General features: G+C 61.7%; 14 protein-coding genes. 9 read left to right on the forward strand and 5 right to left on the reverse strand.

The features are described from left to right. Positions 1–70: 70 nt before the first annotated feature. Positions 71–628, reverse strand: coding sequence for a shikimate kinase (locus BM344_RS06020; protein ID WP_091987193.1), 558 nt, complete (start codon positions 626–628; stop codon positions 71–73). Between the two features lie 156 nt (positions 629–784). Here BM344_RS06020 and BM344_RS06025 point away from each other — a divergent pair, with 156 nt between their 5' ends. Continuing rightward, positions 785–1,486, forward strand: coding sequence for a lytic transglycosylase domain-containing protein (locus tag BM344_RS06025; protein WP_091987195.1), 702 nt, complete (start codon positions 785–787; stop codon positions 1,484–1,486). Between the two features lie 3 nt (positions 1,487–1,489). Here BM344_RS06025 and putA read toward each other — a convergent pair whose 3' ends face one another. Then, positions 1,490–5,119 carry a bifunctional proline dehydrogenase/L-glutamate gamma-semialdehyde dehydrogenase PutA gene (gene putA / locus BM344_RS06030; RefSeq protein WP_091987198.1) on the reverse strand — a complete coding sequence of 1,210 codons (3,630 nt, stop codon included), beginning with the start codon at positions 5,117–5,119 and terminating at the stop codon, positions 1,490–1,492. Between the two features lie 167 nt (positions 5,120–5,286). Continuing rightward, on the reverse strand, positions 5,287–8,790 hold the full coding sequence (locus BM344_RS06035) for an NAD-glutamate dehydrogenase (protein ID WP_091987200.1): 3,504 nt from the start codon (positions 8,788–8,790) through the stop codon (positions 5,287–5,289). Between the two features lie 157 nt (positions 8,791–8,947). Here BM344_RS06035 and BM344_RS06040 point away from each other — a divergent pair, with 157 nt between their 5' ends. Next, complete coding sequence (locus tag BM344_RS06040; protein ID WP_091987203.1) at positions 8,948–9,400, forward strand: Lrp/AsnC ligand binding domain-containing protein; 453 nt, start codon at positions 8,948–8,950, stop codon at positions 9,398–9,400. Here the strand turns inward: BM344_RS06040 and BM344_RS06045 are convergent, their stop codons facing one another. After that, on the reverse strand, positions 9,401–10,579 hold the full coding sequence (locus BM344_RS06045) for a YbfB/YjiJ family MFS transporter (protein ID WP_091987205.1): 1,179 nt from the start codon (positions 10,577–10,579) through the stop codon (positions 9,401–9,403). A 46-nt stretch (positions 10,580–10,625) separates the two neighbouring features. After that, on the reverse strand, positions 10,626–11,192 hold the full coding sequence (gene efpL, locus BM344_RS06050; protein WP_091987207.1) for an elongation factor P-like protein EfpL: 567 nt from the start codon (positions 11,190–11,192) through the stop codon (positions 10,626–10,628). Positions 11,193–11,359: 167 nt separating this feature from the next. Between efpL and BM344_RS06055 the strand changes: the two genes are divergently transcribed. The 7 genes from BM344_RS06055 to BM344_RS06085 all read left to right on the forward strand — a co-directional run bounded on the left by BM344_RS06055 (position 11,360) and on the right by BM344_RS06085 (position 18,285). Then, on the forward strand, positions 11,360–12,283 hold the full coding sequence (locus BM344_RS06055; protein WP_091987209.1) for a LysR family transcriptional regulator: 924 nt from the start codon (positions 11,360–11,362) through the stop codon (positions 12,281–12,283). A gap of 96 nt (positions 12,284–12,379) precedes the next feature. Then, positions 12,380–13,183 (forward strand): putative hydro-lyase, encoded by an 804-nt coding sequence (locus BM344_RS06060; protein ID WP_091987211.1) that lies wholly within the window; start codon positions 12,380–12,382, stop codon positions 13,181–13,183. Positions 13,184–13,222: 39 nt separating this feature from the next. Further along, positions 13,223–14,287 (forward strand): TRAP transporter substrate-binding protein, encoded by a 1,065-nt coding sequence (locus BM344_RS06065; RefSeq protein ID WP_091987213.1) that lies wholly within the window; start codon positions 13,223–13,225, stop codon positions 14,285–14,287. Positions 14,288–14,350: 63 nt separating this feature from the next. Next, positions 14,351–14,947, forward strand: coding sequence for a TRAP transporter small permease subunit (locus BM344_RS06070; protein ID WP_091987215.1), 597 nt, complete (start codon positions 14,351–14,353; stop codon positions 14,945–14,947). After that, a complete protein-coding gene (locus tag BM344_RS06075) occupies positions 14,944–16,230 on the forward strand; it encodes a TRAP transporter large permease (RefSeq protein ID WP_091987217.1) in 1,287 nt (428 codons plus the stop codon). Before BM344_RS06070 ends, BM344_RS06075 begins: the two co-directional genes overlap by 4 nt. A 49-nt stretch (positions 16,231–16,279) precedes the next feature. Next, on the forward strand, positions 16,280–16,957 hold the full coding sequence (locus BM344_RS06080) for a DUF2848 domain-containing protein (RefSeq protein ID WP_091987219.1): 678 nt from the start codon (positions 16,280–16,282) through the stop codon (positions 16,955–16,957). Further along, positions 16,954–18,285 carry an amidase gene (locus BM344_RS06085; protein ID WP_091987221.1) on the forward strand — a complete coding sequence of 444 codons (1,332 nt, stop codon included), beginning with the start codon at positions 16,954–16,956 and terminating at the stop codon, positions 18,283–18,285. The genes BM344_RS06080 and BM344_RS06085 overlap by 4 nt, the downstream gene beginning before the upstream one ends. Positions 18,286–18,417 lie beyond the last annotated feature (132 nt).

Consider the following 18,417-nt stretch of genomic DNA (forward strand, 5'->3'; position numbering starts at 1 on the left):
ACAATCAGGTCAATGCCGGTATTCGTCTAGGGCCGGAGCCGCCTGTGGAGTAGGGGAAGGACTACGCCGGCTAGGGAGCGCGGAACAGCCCGGTGCGGGTCGGTAACTGGCTGACCACCGCCTGGCAAACTTCGTCCTGAGTCTTACCCTGCCCTGCCACGGTCAGGTCCGCGTAGCGCTGGTAAAGGCGGTGGCGCTCCTCAAACAGATCCTCGAGAGACTGGTCAGGGCGGCGAGAGATGCCGCGCATACTGTGATCGCCGATGCGCTCAATCACCAACGGCAGAGGGATATCCAGAAACACCACAACGCCCTTGGCTTTGAGGTGGTCCATGGCGGCGGCACTGTAGACAGCGCTGCCTCCGGTACTGATGACTTTGTGATCGCTATCCAGCTCCAGCAGCACCTGTTCCTCGATCCTTCGCAGGGCCTGGTAGCCGTCGTGGTCCACAATGTGTTGCAGGGTGCGACCGGCGTGTTCCTGGATCAGCAGGTCGGTGTCGACAAAACCCAGGCCCAGATGTTTTGCCAGCAAAACCCCGACAGTGCTCTTGCCGCTGCCTGGCATACCAATGAGAATGACGTTGGAGACTTCGTCGGAATGGGCGGGCGTAGCGGGGTCGGTCATGGTCGCTCCTGGAAATGAGAACGGGCTGGCATTACGCAGAAAGTAACATTTTTCCGACAAAGCACGCGCTTTATTAAGGTAACTGACACCGTATAATCTGGTCGAAGGCGCCTGCGCGCCCTTTCGGGAAACGACCGTCAACTGCATGAGCAAGCAATGACAATCGGCAGATCACATTGGACCTCCACCCTCCTGGCGACGGCGCTCACGCTCGCATCACCGGCGATGGCCGACGGCATCAAACGCATCGTCCACCCGGACGGCACGGTGGAATTCACCAATGTGAAGGACGCTGGCCAACCGAGGGCTTCCACAGGCAACGATACCGTTTACCGTTACCGGGACGAGAACGGCGTGGTGGCCTACAGCAGCAGCGAACCGGCCGGGGCCGAGTTCGACGTGATCCGTTTCCACTGCTACGCCTGCGATCCGGACTCCCGGGTAGACTGGCGCACAACGCCTCTGTTTACCCAGCCCTTCCGGACTGAAATCCAGAACGCCGCCGCCGAGTTCGGGGTTGATCCAGCCCTGGTGAGAGCTGTGATTCATGCCGAGTCAGCGTTCAATGAAAAGGCCCTGTCACCGGTCGGTGCCCAGGGCCTGATGCAGCTAATGCCGGCAACAGCCGCAGAGCTGGGTGTAACAGACTCTCTGGCGGCAGCCGAGAACATTCGCGGCGGCGTAAACTACCTGGCCCAGATGCTGGACCGTTTCGGCGGCGACATCCGCCTGGCAACCGCCGCCTATAATGCAGGCCCCGGCGCCGTCAGCCGCTACCGGGGCGTGCCGCCCTATGCCGAGACCAAAGCCTACGTGCACAGGGTCGGCATTCTCCACGAGCGCTACGCGGCCCGATAACCGCTATTCAGAAGCGGCGATCAGGCTCGCGTTACCACCCGCAGCGGTGGTGTCCACGCACAGATGGCGCTCGATCACAAAGCGCTGGTCCAGCGTGTGCTCGGTAATCAGCGGCAGCAACGCACCATCGCGCTTCGCCAACGCCTCACGGTACTGCTTCAGCAGAGCCTGCTCGGCACAGCTCACAACCGCTTCAAACCCGTCCACCGTAGCCAGGGCGTCCGGCTCAAGCAGGCCTTCAGCGCCGGAAATTGGCAGACCCGCCTTGGCACCCTGGTCGACGATGTCCTGCACGCCCGGTGCAATCACCACCACCTTGTTACCCTGGGACAGTGCCGTGCCGGCCTGGGCCAGCGCGGTTTCACGATCCGGCCCCAGACACAGCACCACACCCCGGGCGTGATTGGACAGACGGTTGGTTTCACCGGTCGGCCCCGGGAGCGCCTCCACATGAGCGTCCAGCGGCTCCGGCACATTGCCGAAGACCGGTTTGAGGGCCTCAACACGCACATCGGGTTTCGGCGCAGTGAGCTTGTCGAGCTGACCAATCAACTTCTGCAGCTGTTTCGCATCGACCTTTTTCGCGCCGGAGTCCGCGGGGCGCTCTACCGTCTCGCCTTTCAGGAATCGACGCACATACTGCGGGCCGCCAGCCTTGGGCCCGGTGCCGGAGAGTCCCTCGCCGCCGAACGGCTGGGAGCCGACAATGGCGCCGATCTGGTTGCGATTGACGTAACTGTTGCCCACCTTGATGCGGCTGGTAATGCGCTCCACCCGGCGGTCCACACGGCTGTGCAGGCCGAAGGTCAGGCCATAGCCCTTGGCATTGATCGAATCCACCACCTTGTCGATGTTCTTGGCCTCGAAGGTGGCCACGTGCAGCACCGGCCCGAAGATCTCCTCCTCCAGGTCCTCGATGCCGTTCACGCTCAGAACCACCGGCGAGACAAACAGTCCTTTGTCGGGTATCGGCAGCTTCTTGAGCAGCTTGCCGTTACGCTCGAACTTGTCGCAATGGTCAACAATCTTCTTGCGGGCATTTTCATCGATGACCGGGCCGACATCGGTCGACAGCAGCCAGGGATCGCCGATGCCCAGCTCTTCCATTGCCCCGTACAGCATTTCCAGCAGACCGTCAGCAATGTCCTTCTGCACGTAAAGCATCCGCAGGGCGGAGCAGCGCTGGCCGGCGCTCTGGAACGAGGACGCCAGCACATCCCGCACCACCTGCTCCGGCAACGCGGTGGAATCCACGATCATGGCGTTCAGGCCACCGGTTTCGGCCACCAGCGGCGCATCCGGCGCCATGTTCTCGGTCATCACCTTGTTGATCCGCTGGGCGGTTGCGGTGGAGCCTGTGAAACATACGCCGGTGACCCGGGAGTCCGAGGTCAGTGCGGCGCCCACGGTGGCACCGGTGCCTGGCAGCAACTGGATGGCGTCTTTGGGAATTCCCGCCTCATGCATCAGTTCCACCGCACGCACCGCCAGCAGCGAGGTCTGTTCGGCCGGTTTGGCGACCACGGTATTGCCCGCTGCCAGGTTGGCCGCGATCTGGCCGGTGAAGATGGCCAGCGGGAAGTTCCAGGGCGAGATACAACACATCACGCCGCGGGCCTCGCCGCTGTCCTTGTAGCGGATCGCCTCGTTGGCGTAGTACTGGGTAAAGTCCACCGCCTCGCGGATTTCCGCCACGGCATCCAGCAGGGATTTGCCAGCCTCGCGGGTGGTCAGCGCGAACAGCTCGTGGGCATGCTCCTCGTAGATATCGCCGATCTTGCGCACCAGTTCGGCGCGCTCTTCAGCTGATTTCCGGGACCAGTTCTCGAAGCCCTTCACCGCGGCGCCGATCGCAGTATCAACATCGGCATCGGAGGCCTGGGTCACGTGGCCCACCAGGTCGTCTGGATCGGCGGGGTTGCGCACCACCTGAACTTCCGAGCCGGCCACCTCGCCCACGATCACGGGGCCGCCCTTCCAGCGATACTCCTTGTAGGCGCCCCGGCCCTCTTCGATGGTGTTGACGGTCACCGGATCGGTAATGTCCCAGCCCTTGGAGTTGCGGCGCTCGTCACCGAACAGCTTGAACGGATGCACAATGGCCTTGCTGGAAATGTTGTTGCCCATTTCCTCCACGCTGAGGATCGGATCCTTGGCGATTTCCTCGGGGGTAATGCGCTTGTCGACAATCTGGTTCACGAAGGAGCTGTTGGCACCATTCTCCAGCAGTCGACGCACCAGGTAAGCCAGCAGGTCCTTGTGCGGGCCCACCGGCGCATAGATCCGGCAGGGCACACCACTGACTCGCAGCACCTCGTTGTGCAGGGACTCGCCCATGCCGTGCAGCCGCTGGAATTCGTAGTTGTCCACGCCCTTGGTCTTGGCCATTTCCAGAATGGCCGACACCGAATGCGCGTTGTGGGTGGCAAACTGCGGGTAGATGCGGTTGGTCATGTTCAACAGCTTGGTGGCGCAGGACAGGAACGACACGTCGCTGCAGGCCTTGCGGGTAAACACAGGGAAGCCACTGAGCCCCATCACCTGGGCCCGCTTGATCTCGGCATCCCAGTAGGCGCCTTTCACCAGCCGGACCATGAATTTGCGGTCGTATTTCTCGGCCAGCCCATAGAGCCAGTCGATCACGAACGACGACCGCTTGCCGTAGGCCTGGACCACAACGCCAAAGCCTTCCCAGTTCGCCAGCTCGGGATCGGACACCAGCGCTTCGATGACATCCAGCGACAGGTCCAGACGGTCCTGCTCCTCGGCGTCAATGTTGAAGCCCATATTGGCGGCGGCTGCCTTTTTCACCAGGGTACGGGCCCTGGGCAGCAGCTCGTTCATCACCCGCTCCTTGTTGCCATACTCGTAGCGGGCCAGCAGCGCCGAGAGCTTTACCGAGATGCCGGGGTTCTTGCGAACGTCGCCTTCGTTGGCCTTGGCAATGCTGTCGATGGCGTTGGAATAGGCCTCGTAGTAGCGCTTGGCGTCATCGTCGGTACGGGCGGCCTCGCCGAGCATGTCGTAGGAGTAGGTGTAGCCCTTGGCCATGTATTCCTTGGCCTCATCCTGGGCTTCCTCAATGTCACGACCCAGAACGAACTGACGCCCCATTTCCTTCATGGCCTGGTTGGCCACGGTGCGGATCACCGGCTCACCAAAGCGCTTGAGCAGCTTGCGCAGGGTATCGCCCACGGTGTGGCGCTCGGAATCCTTGAGCAGGTTGCTGGTCATCAGCAACGCCACGGTGGCGGTGTTGATCAGCGAGGAGGACGCCTTGCCCACGTGGGTGCCCCAGGCGCCCGAGGTAATCTTGTCTTCGATCAGCGCGTGGATGGTGGTGTTGTCGGGCACGCGCAGGAGTGCCTCGGCGAGGCACATGAGGGCAACCCCCTCCTTGGTGGTCAGGCCGTATTCCGCAAGAAACTTTTCCATGATGGTGGACTTGGCGTTCTTGCGAACGTTGCGAACCAGCTCGGCCGCCCGGGCGGAAATGGCATCACGCTCGGCCTGGGTCAACTGCGCACCGGCAATCATCTCGTGGATGACCTTGTGCTCGTCCGCGAGGTAATAATCACGAATCGCCTGCCGGCTATCGACAAGCTCAGGCGTCACTGATTGCTGCGGTCTCATAGTTGTACCCTCTTAGTTGTTTGTCTCTCCGGCATTCTACCCAGATCAACAAAGACTATTTGTCTATAAATTTTGGCCTGGCACCTCTTTACGTCTTTTTTGACGACTCACTACAACCCAAGTTTATTTCCTGAATTTAATATTTGGGCAATTTGGCTTCCAGGCCTCTACCCGGCTTTGGCTGCCAGCTCCCTCAACACCCCGTGGGCCACCGAGAAAACAGCACAATCCACTTCGTTGGCAGCCTGCATGTCACTCAACATGCGTTGCCACCGGCTCAGGGCCATGCGCTTGTCCTGACGCCAGGCCTCCAGCCTGTCCTGTGGCGCACCCTCACCCGACACCGGCTCGGAAAACACACTGAATGTCAGGTTCCGTAACTGGTGGTCCAGCTCATCCCGGAAATGGATGGTTGCCAGAACCTGCCAGTGGCCACTGGCCCGGAAGCTTCGCATCTGGCGATCCAGCCAGGTCAGGTTCAGGCTCTCCCCGAGCGTGAAGTAGACCCAGGCCACGGATGCCAGCTCCTCGTTCAGCTGCCGGGCAATTTCCACCATGTCCATCAGCCAGTAGCGGCTTTCAGCGGAGGCACACCAGAGCGACAGAGCGTCCGGAACCTGCCGCTTACCATATTCAGCATAGCGTTCCTGCCAGCGACTTGCAGGAATCACCGATTCCAGTTGGCTTTTTGAAGTCAGTACATCGGCCAGGGCGCCCTGGTAGGCGGCAACACAATCCACCGGGTCCAGGGCCTGTTTCCGGTTCTGCAGCAGCCAGCTGGCACTGCGGGTGACCAGGCGGATGGCATCGGCGTAGAGATCCGCCTGCACGCTGGCGTCAACCTGTCCATCAAGCGCTTCAATGGCCTCCCACTGGGCGTCTACGTCGTGGATCCGCAGGGAGATCAGGTAGGCGGCGGCAATCCGGCCAGCGTCGGCACCGGTGGTGCTGCGCATTCGATCAAACCAGGTGATACCCATGCGATTGACGATGTCGTTGGCAATCTGTGTGGCCGATACCTCGGCCCTCAACGGATGGCTGTTGATCTCATCCGGGAAGGCCGCAAGCAGGGATGGCGGAAACGCCGAATGCAGCGCGCCACTGAACCCTGGCTCCCGCACAATGTCGGACACGGCCAGCGCCTGCTTGAGTTCAATCTTGGCGTAGGACACCAACACCGCCAGTTCCGGCCGGGTCAGCCCCTCTCCCCGTTCGCGTCGGGCTTCCAGTTCTTCGTCCGAGGGCAGGAACTCCAGGCTGCGGTCCAGGCGTCCTTCGTTCTCGAGGCGCCGCATCAGGCGTTCATACTGGTCCAGATGGGCAACCGCGGGATTGACCGCCAGACTCAGGGCCATGGCCTGGCGGTAATTGTTGGCCAGGACCAGCGCGGCGACCTCGTCGGTCATGGCGCGGAGCATGTGATTGCGCTCGGCCAGCGTCATCCGCTGCTGGTGCACCAGGTCGTTCATCAGGATCTTGATGTTCACTTCGTGGTCAGAGCAGTCCACGCCGCCGGCGTTGTCGATGAAATCGCTGTTGGCAGCGCCACCCCGGCGAGCAAACTCGATACGCCCACGCTGGGTGACCCCGAGGTTGCCTCCCTCCCCCAGCACCTTGCAGCGCAATTCCGAGCTGTCGATGCGAAGCCCGTCGTTGGCCTTGTCGCCAACCTGTTCGTGGGTTTCCGAGGCGGCCTTGACGTACGTACCGATGCCACCATTCCACAGCAGGTCGACCGGCGCCTGAAGGACAGCCCGGATCAATTCGTTGGGCGTAACCGCCCGGTCCCGGATTCCCAAAACCCGGGCCATGGCGTCCGAGACAGGAATGGACTTCATGGAGCGGGCAAACACGCCACCGCCCTCGCTGATCAGGCTGCGGTCGTAATCAGCCCAGCTGGAACCGGGCAGATTGAACAGCCGCTGGCGTTCCCGGAACGACGACCCGGCTTGCGGATCGGGGTCGATAAAAATATGCCGGTGGTTGAAGGCGGCCACCAGCCGGATGCGATCCGACAGCAGCATGCCATTGCCGAACACATCGCCGGCCATGTCACCAATGCCGACCACCGTGAATTCATCGTTCTGGGTATCCACGCCCAGTTCCAGAAAATGCCGCCGGACCGATTCCCAGGCGCCCCGGGCGGTAATGCCCATCTTCTTGTGGTCGTAGCCTTCGCTGCCCCCGGAGGCGAAGGCATCCCCCAGCCAGAAACCGTATTCTGCAGACAGCAGGTTGGCGATGTCGGAAAACGTCGCCGTGCCCTTGTCGGCCGCAACCACCAGGTAGGGGTCGTCGGCGTCGTGGCGAACCACCTGGTGCGGGGCAATGACCCGGCCTTCCTCGAGGTTGTCGGTGATGTCCAGCAGCCCCCGGATAAACGTCTGGTAACAGGCCACACCCTCGGCACGGAGCTGATCGGGCGTAGCCTCCGGTGCTTGCTGCTTCACCACGAACCCGCCCTTGGCGCCGGCTGGCACGATCACCGAGTTCTTGACCTGCTGGGCCTTTACCAGCCCGAGCACTTCGGTTCGGTAATCCTCGACCCGGTCCGACCAGCGGATACCGCCCCGCGCCACCGGCCCGGCCCTCAGGTGCACGCCCTCCACCCGGGGTGAATAGACAAACACCTCGAACCTGGGGCGCGGCTGCGGAATGTCCGGTATATCGGCGGGCGCCAGCTTCAGGGACAGGTATGCCAGAGGCTCGCCATGCACCCCGCGCTGGAAATAGTTGGTGCGCAGGGTGGCCCTGATCAGCACAAAAACGCGCTGCAGGATGCGGTCGTCGTCCAGGGTTTCAACCGATTCCAGGGCCTGCTGGATACCCACCTCGATTTCCCGGCAACGCTCGGCGCGATGATCAGGGTCATCGATATCGGGATCAAAACGGGCATGGAACAGGGCCACCAGACGGCCGGTCAGGTCCGGGTAGCGGGCCAGGGTTTCGGCAATAAAGGGCTGACTGAACCCAAAACGCAGCTGTTTGATGTAGCGTGAGTAGGCCCGCAGCAGAGCCACTTCCCGCCAGCCCATGTTGCACAACAGGATCAGCTGGTTGAAGTCATCGTTCTCGGCAAAGCCGTTCCAGATTTCCCGGAAGGCCGCCTGGATGCGATCCCGGGCCGCTTCGAGATCGCCGCCCCGGCAGCGCTCGTGCAATTCCACGGAAAAATCACTGATCCCGAAGGTTTCGCCATCTCGCCGTCGAATCCTGTAGGGGTGCTCGCCCAGCACCCGCATGCCCAGATTCTCGACGATCGGAATCACATCCGATAGTACCGCCGGCTGACCACCACTATAGAGCTTGAAATGAAAACCGCCCTCGGCCGGATCCCTGGGCTGGTAGAAGCGCATGGGCACGTCGGTGCTGACGGCGATGGACTGGATCTGTTCGATGTCGGCCAGGGCTTCTGCGACGTTGAACCGGGCCCGGTAGGCCGAGGGAAAACTGCCGCTGAACACCTGTCCGTAGCGACCACCGTGGGTTTCACCAAAGCGTCGAATCAGTGCCGCGTGCAGGTCGTCATCCCAAGAGCGGGACTCCTCCACCATCCGGGCGACAAGTTCCCGCAATTCCAGGGAGCCGGCATCGCCGTCGCTCTGGTTTTCGAGCACATCGGCCAGTTGTTCAAGCAGTGTTTGTTGTTGTAATGGGCGGGAATCGGTCATCAATCTTCTCCGGGCTGCAGGCGTGACACGTGGGCGGATTCCACATCCAGTATACGCAAGCGCCCAAAGTCGCTTTGACCATAAAGTTTCGCCAGGAAGGAGTTTCGATTATATTTGCAGAAGGATTTAGCCGTTAATCCAGCCCGGAGCCCGAACCATGGCCGATTTGGATAGAATTGATCAATCAATCATCCGCGAACTGCAGAAGAACTCCCGGATTACGGTAACCGAGCTTGCCTCCCGGGTCGGGCTCTCCAAGACGCCCTGCCAGGTGCGAATGCGCCGGCTCGAGGAGCAGGGATTCATCACCGGGTACACGGCGCTGGTCAACCAGACCAAACTGGGCCTGAGCCACATCGCGTTCGCCCAGGTCACCCTGAACGACACCAGCAGCGCCGCCCTCACCGCCTTCAACCATGCGGTCAAGGACCTGGCAGCGGTGGAACAGTGCCACATGATTGCCGGCAACTTTGATTACCTGTTGAAAGTACGCACCCGCAACATGCACGAATACCGACAGGTGCTGGGGGAGGAAATCTCGGCCCTGCCCCATGTGCTCCAGACCAGCACTTTCGTGGTCATGGAGAACGTGAAGGACGCCGGCATGTAATCAGACGGCGAGGGCCGCCTCTGCGTCTTTGGCCCGGCGGGCCAGGTGCAGCACCACCACGCCAAGCGCCATCACCACCAGTGTGAGCCACAGCCCGCTGGTGTAATTACCCTCCACATCGGCCAGGTAACCCACCACGGCTGGCGCCAGCATCTGGGCGATGCCGTAGCTGAAGGTCAGCCGACTCATGGGCCGGGACGGATTTTCCGGGAACACCCGCCCCACCATCGCCAGCATCATGCTGACAATGCCAATAAAGCTGGCGCCATAGATCACCGAACTGAGCATCACGCTGGCAAGGCTGGTATTCACGATCAGCATCAGGATACTGACCGAATTCAGGGCATAGGCCAGATACAGCGCCAGCCACTGGCCCCAGCGTCGGGAGAACACATCCCATAGCCAGCAGGCGGGGGTGGCGGCCACTCCGGCAATCAGCCACACCAGCCAGCCCTGACCTTCCAGCCGGGGCATGGATTCGGCAATCGCCACGAGAAAGGTGGCCGTTACCACATAGCCCACGCCCGCGCAGAAATAGGCCAGCTGCAACAACCTTATGAACCGGCTGCGTTCGTTGGCGGAACCGGCGGCGCCGGTTCGTGGCAGGGCGCAGGTGCGGTAATCCGGCATCCAGCGCCAGGCCGGCACCAGAAGCGCCAGCGCCACCAGCCCATAGATCACCCACTGCTGGTCCCAGGCGTAAGGTTCCTTGATCAGCTCGGCCACCACGGCGGTGAGCACAATGCCAAGGCCAATGCCCGAGAAGAAAACGCCAAGCTCCGATTTCTGGTTGTGTTTGATCAACCAGCTCATCAGCAAGCCGGCGCCCAGCAACATACCAGCGGAGGTGCTCAGCCCGGAGATAAAGCGCAGCGCACTCCACAACCAGACGTTTGTGGTGTACCCCATGAGCGCAGTGGACACCACCGCGACCACAAGCCCCAGCTGGTATAGCCGATATTTCAGGGCGAGATCGCTGATGCGGGTTATCAGAACCGCGCCGGTGAGATAGCCGGCGTAGTTCACGGTAGCGAGCAGCCCGACCACCGATTTACTCAGGCCCAGGGCCGCGACCATTTCCGGGATCATCGGGGTGTAGGCAAACCGCGCTATCCCGACCATCACCACCACGGAAATGACGCTGGCCACCAGTACCTTTACAGTGTCTACAGCTTTCAAGGGATATCCCTGTTCTGGTGCGATGTGGTTCTGGTGCGATACAGGGTCAGGCACGACCCAGGAACTTGCGCTCCTCCACGTTGATGCGGATGCGGTCGCCGGTGGAAATGTGCTCCGGCACCTGCACCACCAGACCGGTGTTAAAGCGCGCGGGTTTGGTTCTCGCCGTCGCCGAGCCGCCTTTCACAGAAGGATCTGTCTCATCGATGACCAGTTCAACCGTCGGCGGGAGCGCGAGCGCAACCGGCGAGTCCTTGAGCAGGATCACCATGACGCCCTGAGTGTCTTCGCTGATAAAAAGAAGCTCCTCGGCGATGGCTTCGCGGTTCAGGCTGTACTGGGTGAAATCCTCGGTGTCCATGAACACATACTCGTCGCCGTCGGCGTACGAGAAGGTCACTTCCCGTCGGGTCAGGTCCGCCAGGTTGAGCATGTCCGAATCCTTGAAGGTCTCATCGAGCTTGTAGCCGGTGACCACGTCGTACATGCGCATGCGGTATAGGCTGCCGCCGGCGCGACCCTGGGGCACGGAACGCTCGATATCCTTCACAAAGTAAACGCGGCCATCGTACTCGACCGCAGAGTTTTTCTTGATTTCACTGGCTCTTGGCATGTTGACAACTTCCGGACTGATTGGGGCTGTTACAAAGTGATCGTTAGGAACAAAACTTTCCGAACGCTGGTATACCATGAACTCGGTCCACTTGCGATACGCTGTTTTGGCAGGGCGGCGCTGCCTGCCCTATCCTCCGTATAAACCCCTGGCTGCCCGGTAGACTCATGAACATTCGAACCCTGGAAACTTTCATCTGGATTGCGCGACTGGGCAGTTTCCGGGCAGCAGCAAGTCGCGTTTACGCGTCACAGCCTTCGGTTTCCGCGCGAATCGCCGGGCTGGAGGACCAGCTGGGTGTGGAGCTGTTCGATCGTTCGGGCCGGCAGATCACGCTCACCGCCAAGGGCCGCGAATTCCTGATCTACGCGGAAAAGATGCTCAGCCTGCACGGGGAGATGCTGCAGGCGGTGGCCAAGCCTTCCTCCATTCAGGGCACTATCCGTCTGGCGGTGTCGGAGACCATTGCCCACACCTGGCTGCCGCAACTGATTGAACGGGTCAGCGAGGCGTATCCTGCCATCAATCTGGAGCTTGATGTCGACATCTCCGTCAATCTTGCCGAGAAACTGGTGAATCATGAAATCGACATCGCCTTTCTGATGGGCGGCGTCAACCAGCCGGGTATCATCAACCGGAAACTTTGCCGCTATTCGCTGATCTGGGTGGCCAGCCCGAAACTCGATCTCCCAAAGCGCCCCTTGTCTCTGGAGGAGCTTTCCACCTGGCCCATCGTGACCTACCCCAGAAAAAGCGAACCCTACATGGCGATCCGCTCGCTGGTGGACCCGATGAACCACTCCACCCGCATCCATTCCAGCTCCTCGCTTTCGACCATCATCCGCATGACCGTCGACGGCCTGGGCGTCAGCGCACTGCCACGGGAAATCCTGCAACGGGAACTCAGCGCAGGCACTCTCAGGCGGTTTGAGGTTGCGGCCAGGGTGCCGGACCTGGCGTTCAGCGCCGCGTTCCGTTCCGGGCCCGGTGGCAATGTGGTTCAGGCCATTGCGGAATTGGCACTGGCCATCGCCGAAACCCGGGCACCCTCCGGCCAGAAAGTCCCGCCAACGCCCGACACTGCTGACTGATCAGGTTTTTCGATCAAAACCGATCCTATCTTTCGAATTGTATTTATCAGCGCCTCTGACTTAAATGTAAAAATCATCCATTTTTGAGGCAGCACCATGTCAGCGTCATCTTCTCTCAACGCGCAATCCACACCCACCGCGGTGCGCCAGGCGGCGCGTGACGGGCTGCTCAAAGGACCCACCTCCGGACTGGCCAGCGGCTATGTGCAGGTCAACCTGGTGATCCTGCCCGAATCGGAAGCGGCCGGGTTCCTGCGTTTCTGCCAGGCGAACCCCAAGCCATGCCCCCTGCTGGCTGTTAGCGAGCCCGGCGCCCGTACCTGCCATGCGCTGGCCAACGATCTCGACATTGCCCGCGATGTGCCCGCCTACCGCATCTACCGCGATGGCACCGCCACCGACACGGTCGCAGACGTAGCCGATTACTGGCGGGACGATCTGGTGACCTTTGCTCTAGGCTGCTCGTTTACCTTCGAGCACGCTCTGATCCAGTCAGGCCTGCGCGTCCGGCACATCGACCAGGGCCGGAACGTGCCCATGTACCAGACATCGGTGGCGCTGACTCCCGCCGGCGGCTTCTCGGGCAACCTCGTGGTGTCCATGCGGCCGTTCAACGCCGCCGACGTGATTCGCGCCATCCAGATCACCACCCGCTACCCCCAGGTGCACGGTGCGCCGGTGCATCTGGGCAACCCCGGGCTCATTGGCATTTCCGAGCTGCACGCGCCCGACTACGGCGATCCTGTTTCAGTACAGGACGATGAAATTCCGGTGTTCTGGGCCTGCGGCGTCACCCCGCAGCAGGTTCTGATTGATTCGGGTGTGTCCTTCGCCATCACCCACAGCCCGGGCCACATGCTGGTAACGGACATCCCGGACCGCGACCTGGCCCTTTTCTAAACAAACCGAGCAAGACCATCGAAGAAAGAGGAAACAACCATGACGACAAGAAATCCCCTCGCCACCGCTACCGTCATTGCTCTTGCCATGGCAGGCACCAGCGTCCATGCCCAGGAGCTCGACGACACCAGCATCAATTACGTAGGAAGCTGGAGCAGCCTGTCGCTGTATCAGAACTTCGAACGCCCGTTCTGGCAGGAACATGTGCCCGAAGCCTCCGACGGCCAGATCAGCACCGAGGTAACCACCTTTGACCAGATGGGCCTGGGCGGCGGCGAAGTCTTCCGACTGATGGCTCGTAATGTTCTGGAAGTGGGCTCCACGGTGGCCGACTATGCGGTTGAGGATGCGCCGGAGCTGGAAGGCCTGGACATGCCGATGATTGCACCCGATGTCGAGACCGCACGCAAAGTGGCCGAGGCCTATCGCCCGGTACTGGCCGATGCCTTCAGGCAGCGTTACAAGGGTGCCCAGCTGCTGGCCGTGGTGCCCTATCCGTCGCAGATGGTGTTCTGTAACGCCGAGATTGACGGCCTGCAGGACCTCAAGGGCAAGAAAGTGCGCGCCAGTGGCCGAACCACCGCCGAGTTCTTGCAGGCCCTGGGTGCCGAGGGCATCACCCTGAACTTCAGCGAGGTTCCCGGTGCCCTCCAGCGCGGCGTTATTGACTGCGCCGTGACTGGCTCGCTGTCTGGTTACAGCTCCGGCTGGCACGAAGTATCGACCCACCTTTACCCGCTGCCTGTGGGCGGCTGGGACCACGTAGTCACCGCCATGAACGGCAAGAAGTGGAACTCGCTGTCGGAACAAACCCGGCAATGGCTGATGGCAGAGATCAAGGAGAACTACGAGGACCCGGTGTGGGCGTCGGCGGTTGAGGAAACCCGCGAAGGCATCGCCTGCCTGACCGGCAACGGCGACTGTTCCCGCGGCGAGCCCGGCGACATGGTTCTGGTGAAGGCCACGGACAACGACTTCTCGGAAGCCTCACGCCACCTGGAAGAAACCCTGCTGCCGAACTGGGCACAGCGGGTTGACCAGCAGTGGGTGGACCGCTGGAACGAGACCATTGGCGCCGTTACCGGCCTCGAAGCCTCCAAGTAAGTCATCGTACAACCGACCTGGTGCCCGGGCGTCTCTCCATGCCCGGACACCCTGGAGAACGATATGTTTCACCAGGTGAATTCCTTTCTTGACCGGGTACTGGCAGGCGTCCAGACCGGCTCACTCTGGCTGGCCCGCGCCGGCGGGGTGCTGATCCTGCTCACGGTGGTCCTGGTAACCATCGAGGTGATGTCCCGACAGTTCATAGGACGTTCGGCGGTCCATGCCACGGAACTGACCGGTTACATCATGGCGATCAGCGCCAGCTGGTCCTTCGCCTACACCCTGATGTGCAAGGCGCACATTCGCATTGATGCCCTGTACCTGAACTTTCCAATGAAGGTGCGCGGAGCCCTTGATCTGGTGGCACTCCTGGCCATGGCAATGTTCTCCATTCTGGTAGTGGATGCGGTTTACGAAGTGATCAGTGCTTCCTACAGCGGCGGCTCCACCGCCAATACCCCCCTGGGCACACCGCTCTGGATGCCCCAGGCCCTGTGGATGATTGGCCTGGTCTGGTTTGGTTTCGCGGTTTGCGTGATGTCTCTGAGAGTCCTGTTCGCCCTGCTCAGCGGTCAGTCTGACCGGGTGCAGGAACTGGCGGGCAGCCCGACCATGGACGAGCAGATCAAAGAAGAAAACAGAGAGGCACACTCATGATTATTACTGCGCTGCTAATTCTGCTGGCACTGTTGCTGCTGAGTGTGCCCGTTGCCGCCACGCTGATTGCCCTGGCGCTGCTGCTGGCCGAGCTCTTTTCGCCGTTCCCCCTGATCAACGCCATGGGGGATGTTCTCTGGTCGGCCTCGGACAAATACCTGCTGATTGCCATTCCCCTGTTCATTCTGCTGGGGGAGATCCTGGTGCGCACCGGCATTGCCCGCGGTACTTACCGGGCCCTGGAAAGCTGGTTGTCCTGGCTGCCGGGCGGGCTTTTGCACGCCAATATAGGCACCGCTACCCTGTTTTCCGCCACCTCCGGGTCCAGCGTTGCCACCGCCGCGACCATCGGCACGGTCGCGCTGCCCCAGGGCCGGGACATGGGCTACGACCCGAAGCTGTTTACCGGCTCAATTGCTGCCGGTGGCACCCTGGGCATCATGATTCCGCCGTCCATCAACCTGATTGTCTATGGTTTTCTCACAGAGACGTCGATCCCGCAGCTGTTTGCCGCCGGCCTGATCCCCGGTCTCCTGCTGGCCCTGATGTTCATCGTGGGCACCGCGCTGATCTGCATCTGGAAACCCAGCCTGGGCGGGCCCAGCGTCTCACATAGCTGGGGCGAGCGGATCTCCGGCCTGCGGCACCTCGTGCCGGTACTGGCGCTGTTCGGGATCGTGGTAGGCTCCATCTATACCGGCCTGGCAACGCCAACCGAAGCCGCCTCCCTTGGGGTGCTCGGTGCCCTGGCCATCGCCGCATTCATGAAGAAGCTGTCCGTCGGCATCATTGTCGAGGCCCTCGACGGCACCATGAAGACCACTGGCATGATCATCCTGATCATCATCGCCTCCTACTTCCTGAACTTCGTGCTGGCGTCGGCAGGCATCACCCGGGAGCTGACCAGCTTCCTGGAAGGCGCCGGCATGGGCCCCTATTCAACCCTCATGCTCGCCATACTGCTATACATTATTCTGGGTTTCTTCATTGAAACGCTGTCGCTGATGGTGATTACCATCCCGATTGTCGCCCCGATCATCATCGGCATGGGCTTCGACCCGGTGTGGCTGGGCATCCTGATCATCCTGCTGATCGAGATGGCCCTGATCACCCCGCCGGTCGGTCTGAACCTGTACGTGGTGCAGGGCGTTCGCGAAGGCGGTCCGTTCAGCGACGTGATGAAGGGCGCCATGCCCTACGTGGGCATCATGTTCCTGATGGCCATTGTGCTTGTCCTGTTCCCGCAGCTGGCCACCTTCCTTCCCGAACTGATGAAGAATTAATAAAGGTTTGATCAAGAGAGCTGATGCATAAAACCAGTGGAGTCACCCGATGACAACGTTTTACCTTGCCAACACCGGAGAGAGCCTGGATATCGACATCCGCCAGCTGGTCATCGCGGGCTGGGCGGGCCGGGTGCAGGCCGCCATTGATGAGCATATTGAAGAACTGAAAGCCATCGGCGTTACCCCGCCCTCGGCAACGCCGCTGTTCTACCGGGTAGCAGCCAACCAGTTGGCCACCGCGCCGACCATTCAGGTGCTGGGTGGGCAGACCAGTGGCGAAGTGGAAGTGGTGCTGATTGGCAGCACCGAGGGAACCCTTGTGGGTATCGGCTCGGATCATACCGATCGCGAAGCGGAAGCCTGGTCGGTGGCGCACTCCAAGCAGGTCTGCGCCAAGCCCGTTGGCGCGCAGGTCTGGCGCCTGGACCAGGTGATCGACCACTGGGACGAGCTACAGATGGCCTCCTATGCGACCATTGACGGCCAGGAGGCACTCTACCAGGAAGGGCCGGTGACCGGTTTGCTGCACCCGGCCGAACTGTTGAAACGTTTCGGTCTCGACAAACCCGAGCTGGCGCCAGGCCAGGCCATGCTCTGTGGCACCTTGCCGGTGATCGGCGAACTGCGCCCGGCGGATGCCTTCCGCATGGTGCTGAAGGACCCGGTGACCGGGCTGGAGCTTCAGCACCGGTACGATATCCAGACCCTGCCGGTGATCGCATGAACCCGATAACGCCGCTCGCAAGCCTGCTGGATGAACTGGCCAGCGGCAGACACAACGCCCGCGATTTGCTGGCGAGCTGTTACAGCCAGGCGGACCTCAAGGACAAGGCCGACGCCCGCATTTACACCCGGCGTTTCGAGCAGTCCGCCCGGGCCGAGGCGGAGGCCGTCGATCGGTTACGCGCTGCCGGGCTTTCCGGAGGCCAGCTTGCGGGACTGCCCATTGCACTGAAAGTACTGTTCGATGTGCGCGGCGAGGTCACCCACGCCGGCTCCCGGGGCTGGCAGCCTCCGGCCAGCCGTGACGCACGGATCGTTTCCCGGTTGCGCTGCGAAGGGGCCGTACTCACCGGCCACACCAACATGACCGAGTTTGCCTATTCCGGCCTTGGCCTGAACCCGCATTACGGCACGCCGGAAAACCCATTGGCACCGGGCCGGATTCCCGGTGGTTCCTCCTCCGGCGCGGCCGTGGCGGTGGCACTGGGCATGGCCGCCGGCGCCATTGGCAGCGATACCGGTGGCTCGGTGCGCATACCTGCGGCGTTTTGCGGTCTGACCGGATTCAAACCAAGCCAGTCCCGGGTACCACGGGATGGCACCTTCCCGCTGTCTGACACCCTGGATTCCATCGGGCCAATCGCACCGACGGTCGATTGCTGCGCACGTCTGGATGCGGTGCTCTCCGGCCATGCCTACCGGCCGATCCGGTTCCTCTCGCTGAAAGGTCTGCGCTTCGTTGTGCCCGGGGACTACATGCTGGATGGGATGGACGACACCGTTGCCTACGCCTTCGCCCGGCGCCTGAAAACCCTGCGCGAGGCCGGCGCAACCCTTATTGAGGCGCCGGCACCGGTGCTCGCTGCCATACCGGAGTTAATGGAAGGTGGTGGCTTCACCGCCGCCGAGAGCTACTTTGTCCACAGGCATTCCCTGGAGCAGCACGGAGACCAGTACGACCCCCGCGTGAGCAGCCGGATCAAGCGGGGTGCCAGCATCAGCGCCGCGGATTACCTTGAGCTCTGCCGGCGACGGCAGGCCAGAAAGCAGGAAGCGGACCAGTGGCTGCAGGACTACGACGGCCTGCTGGCACCAACCGTGCCCATCGTGCCACCCACCTTTGAGGAACTGGCCGCCGACGACGATTACGCCCGCCTGAACCTGCTGGTTCTGCGCAACCCGACCGTGGCCAACATGCTGGACCTGTGCGCGATCAGCCTGCCGAACCATGCCCCGGGCGAATTGCCCAGCGGGCTAATGCTGATCGGCCGGAACGGTTCGGACGACGCTCTGCTGCGCCTGGCACTGGCCATCGAAAGCGCCAGGTAACCACCGTGTTGACCGCCCGGCTGACCACTTACTCCAACAACAACGTGGAATCTACGCGATGACTGACCAAACACAGGCATCACCACCCCCGATTACCGACTCACGCTCCGGCGGTGAAAACGCCCGCCGGAT

Source organism: Marinobacter gudaonensis (assembly GCF_900115175.1).
Taxonomy (GTDB): domain Bacteria; phylum Pseudomonadota; class Gammaproteobacteria; order Pseudomonadales; family Oleiphilaceae; genus Marinobacter; species Marinobacter gudaonensis.

Coding starts and splice junctions, on each gene's coding strand:
- BM344_RS06020 (WP_091987193.1), bottom strand. CDS start 628: ATGACCGACCCCGCTACGCCCGCCCATTCCGACGAAGTCTCCAACGTC.
- BM344_RS06025 (WP_091987195.1), top strand. CDS start 785: ATGACAATCGGCAGATCACATTGGACCTCCACCCTCCTGGCGACGGCG.
- putA (WP_091987198.1), bottom strand. CDS start 5,119: ATGAGACCGCAGCAATCAGTGACGCCTGAGCTTGTCGATAGCCGGCAG.
- BM344_RS06035 (WP_091987200.1), bottom strand. CDS start 8,790: ATGACCGATTCCCGCCCATTACAACAACAAACACTGCTTGAACAACTG.
- BM344_RS06040 (WP_091987203.1), top strand. CDS start 8,948: ATGGCCGATTTGGATAGAATTGATCAATCAATCATCCGCGAACTGCAG.
- efpL (WP_091987207.1), bottom strand. CDS start 11,192: ATGCCAAGAGCCAGTGAAATCAAGAAAAACTCTGCGGTCGAGTACGAT.
- BM344_RS06055 (WP_091987209.1), top strand. CDS start 11,360: ATGAACATTCGAACCCTGGAAACTTTCATCTGGATTGCGCGACTGGGC.
- BM344_RS06060 (WP_091987211.1), top strand. CDS start 12,380: ATGTCAGCGTCATCTTCTCTCAACGCGCAATCCACACCCACCGCGGTG.
- BM344_RS06065 (WP_091987213.1), top strand. CDS start 13,223: ATGACGACAAGAAATCCCCTCGCCACCGCTACCGTCATTGCTCTTGCC.
- BM344_RS06070 (WP_091987215.1), top strand. CDS start 14,351: ATGTTTCACCAGGTGAATTCCTTTCTTGACCGGGTACTGGCAGGCGTC.
- BM344_RS06075 (WP_091987217.1), top strand. CDS start 14,944: ATGATTATTACTGCGCTGCTAATTCTGCTGGCACTGTTGCTGCTGAGT.
- BM344_RS06080 (WP_091987219.1), top strand. CDS start 16,280: ATGACAACGTTTTACCTTGCCAACACCGGAGAGAGCCTGGATATCGAC.
- BM344_RS06085 (WP_091987221.1), top strand. CDS start 16,954: ATGAACCCGATAACGCCGCTCGCAAGCCTGCTGGATGAACTGGCCAGC.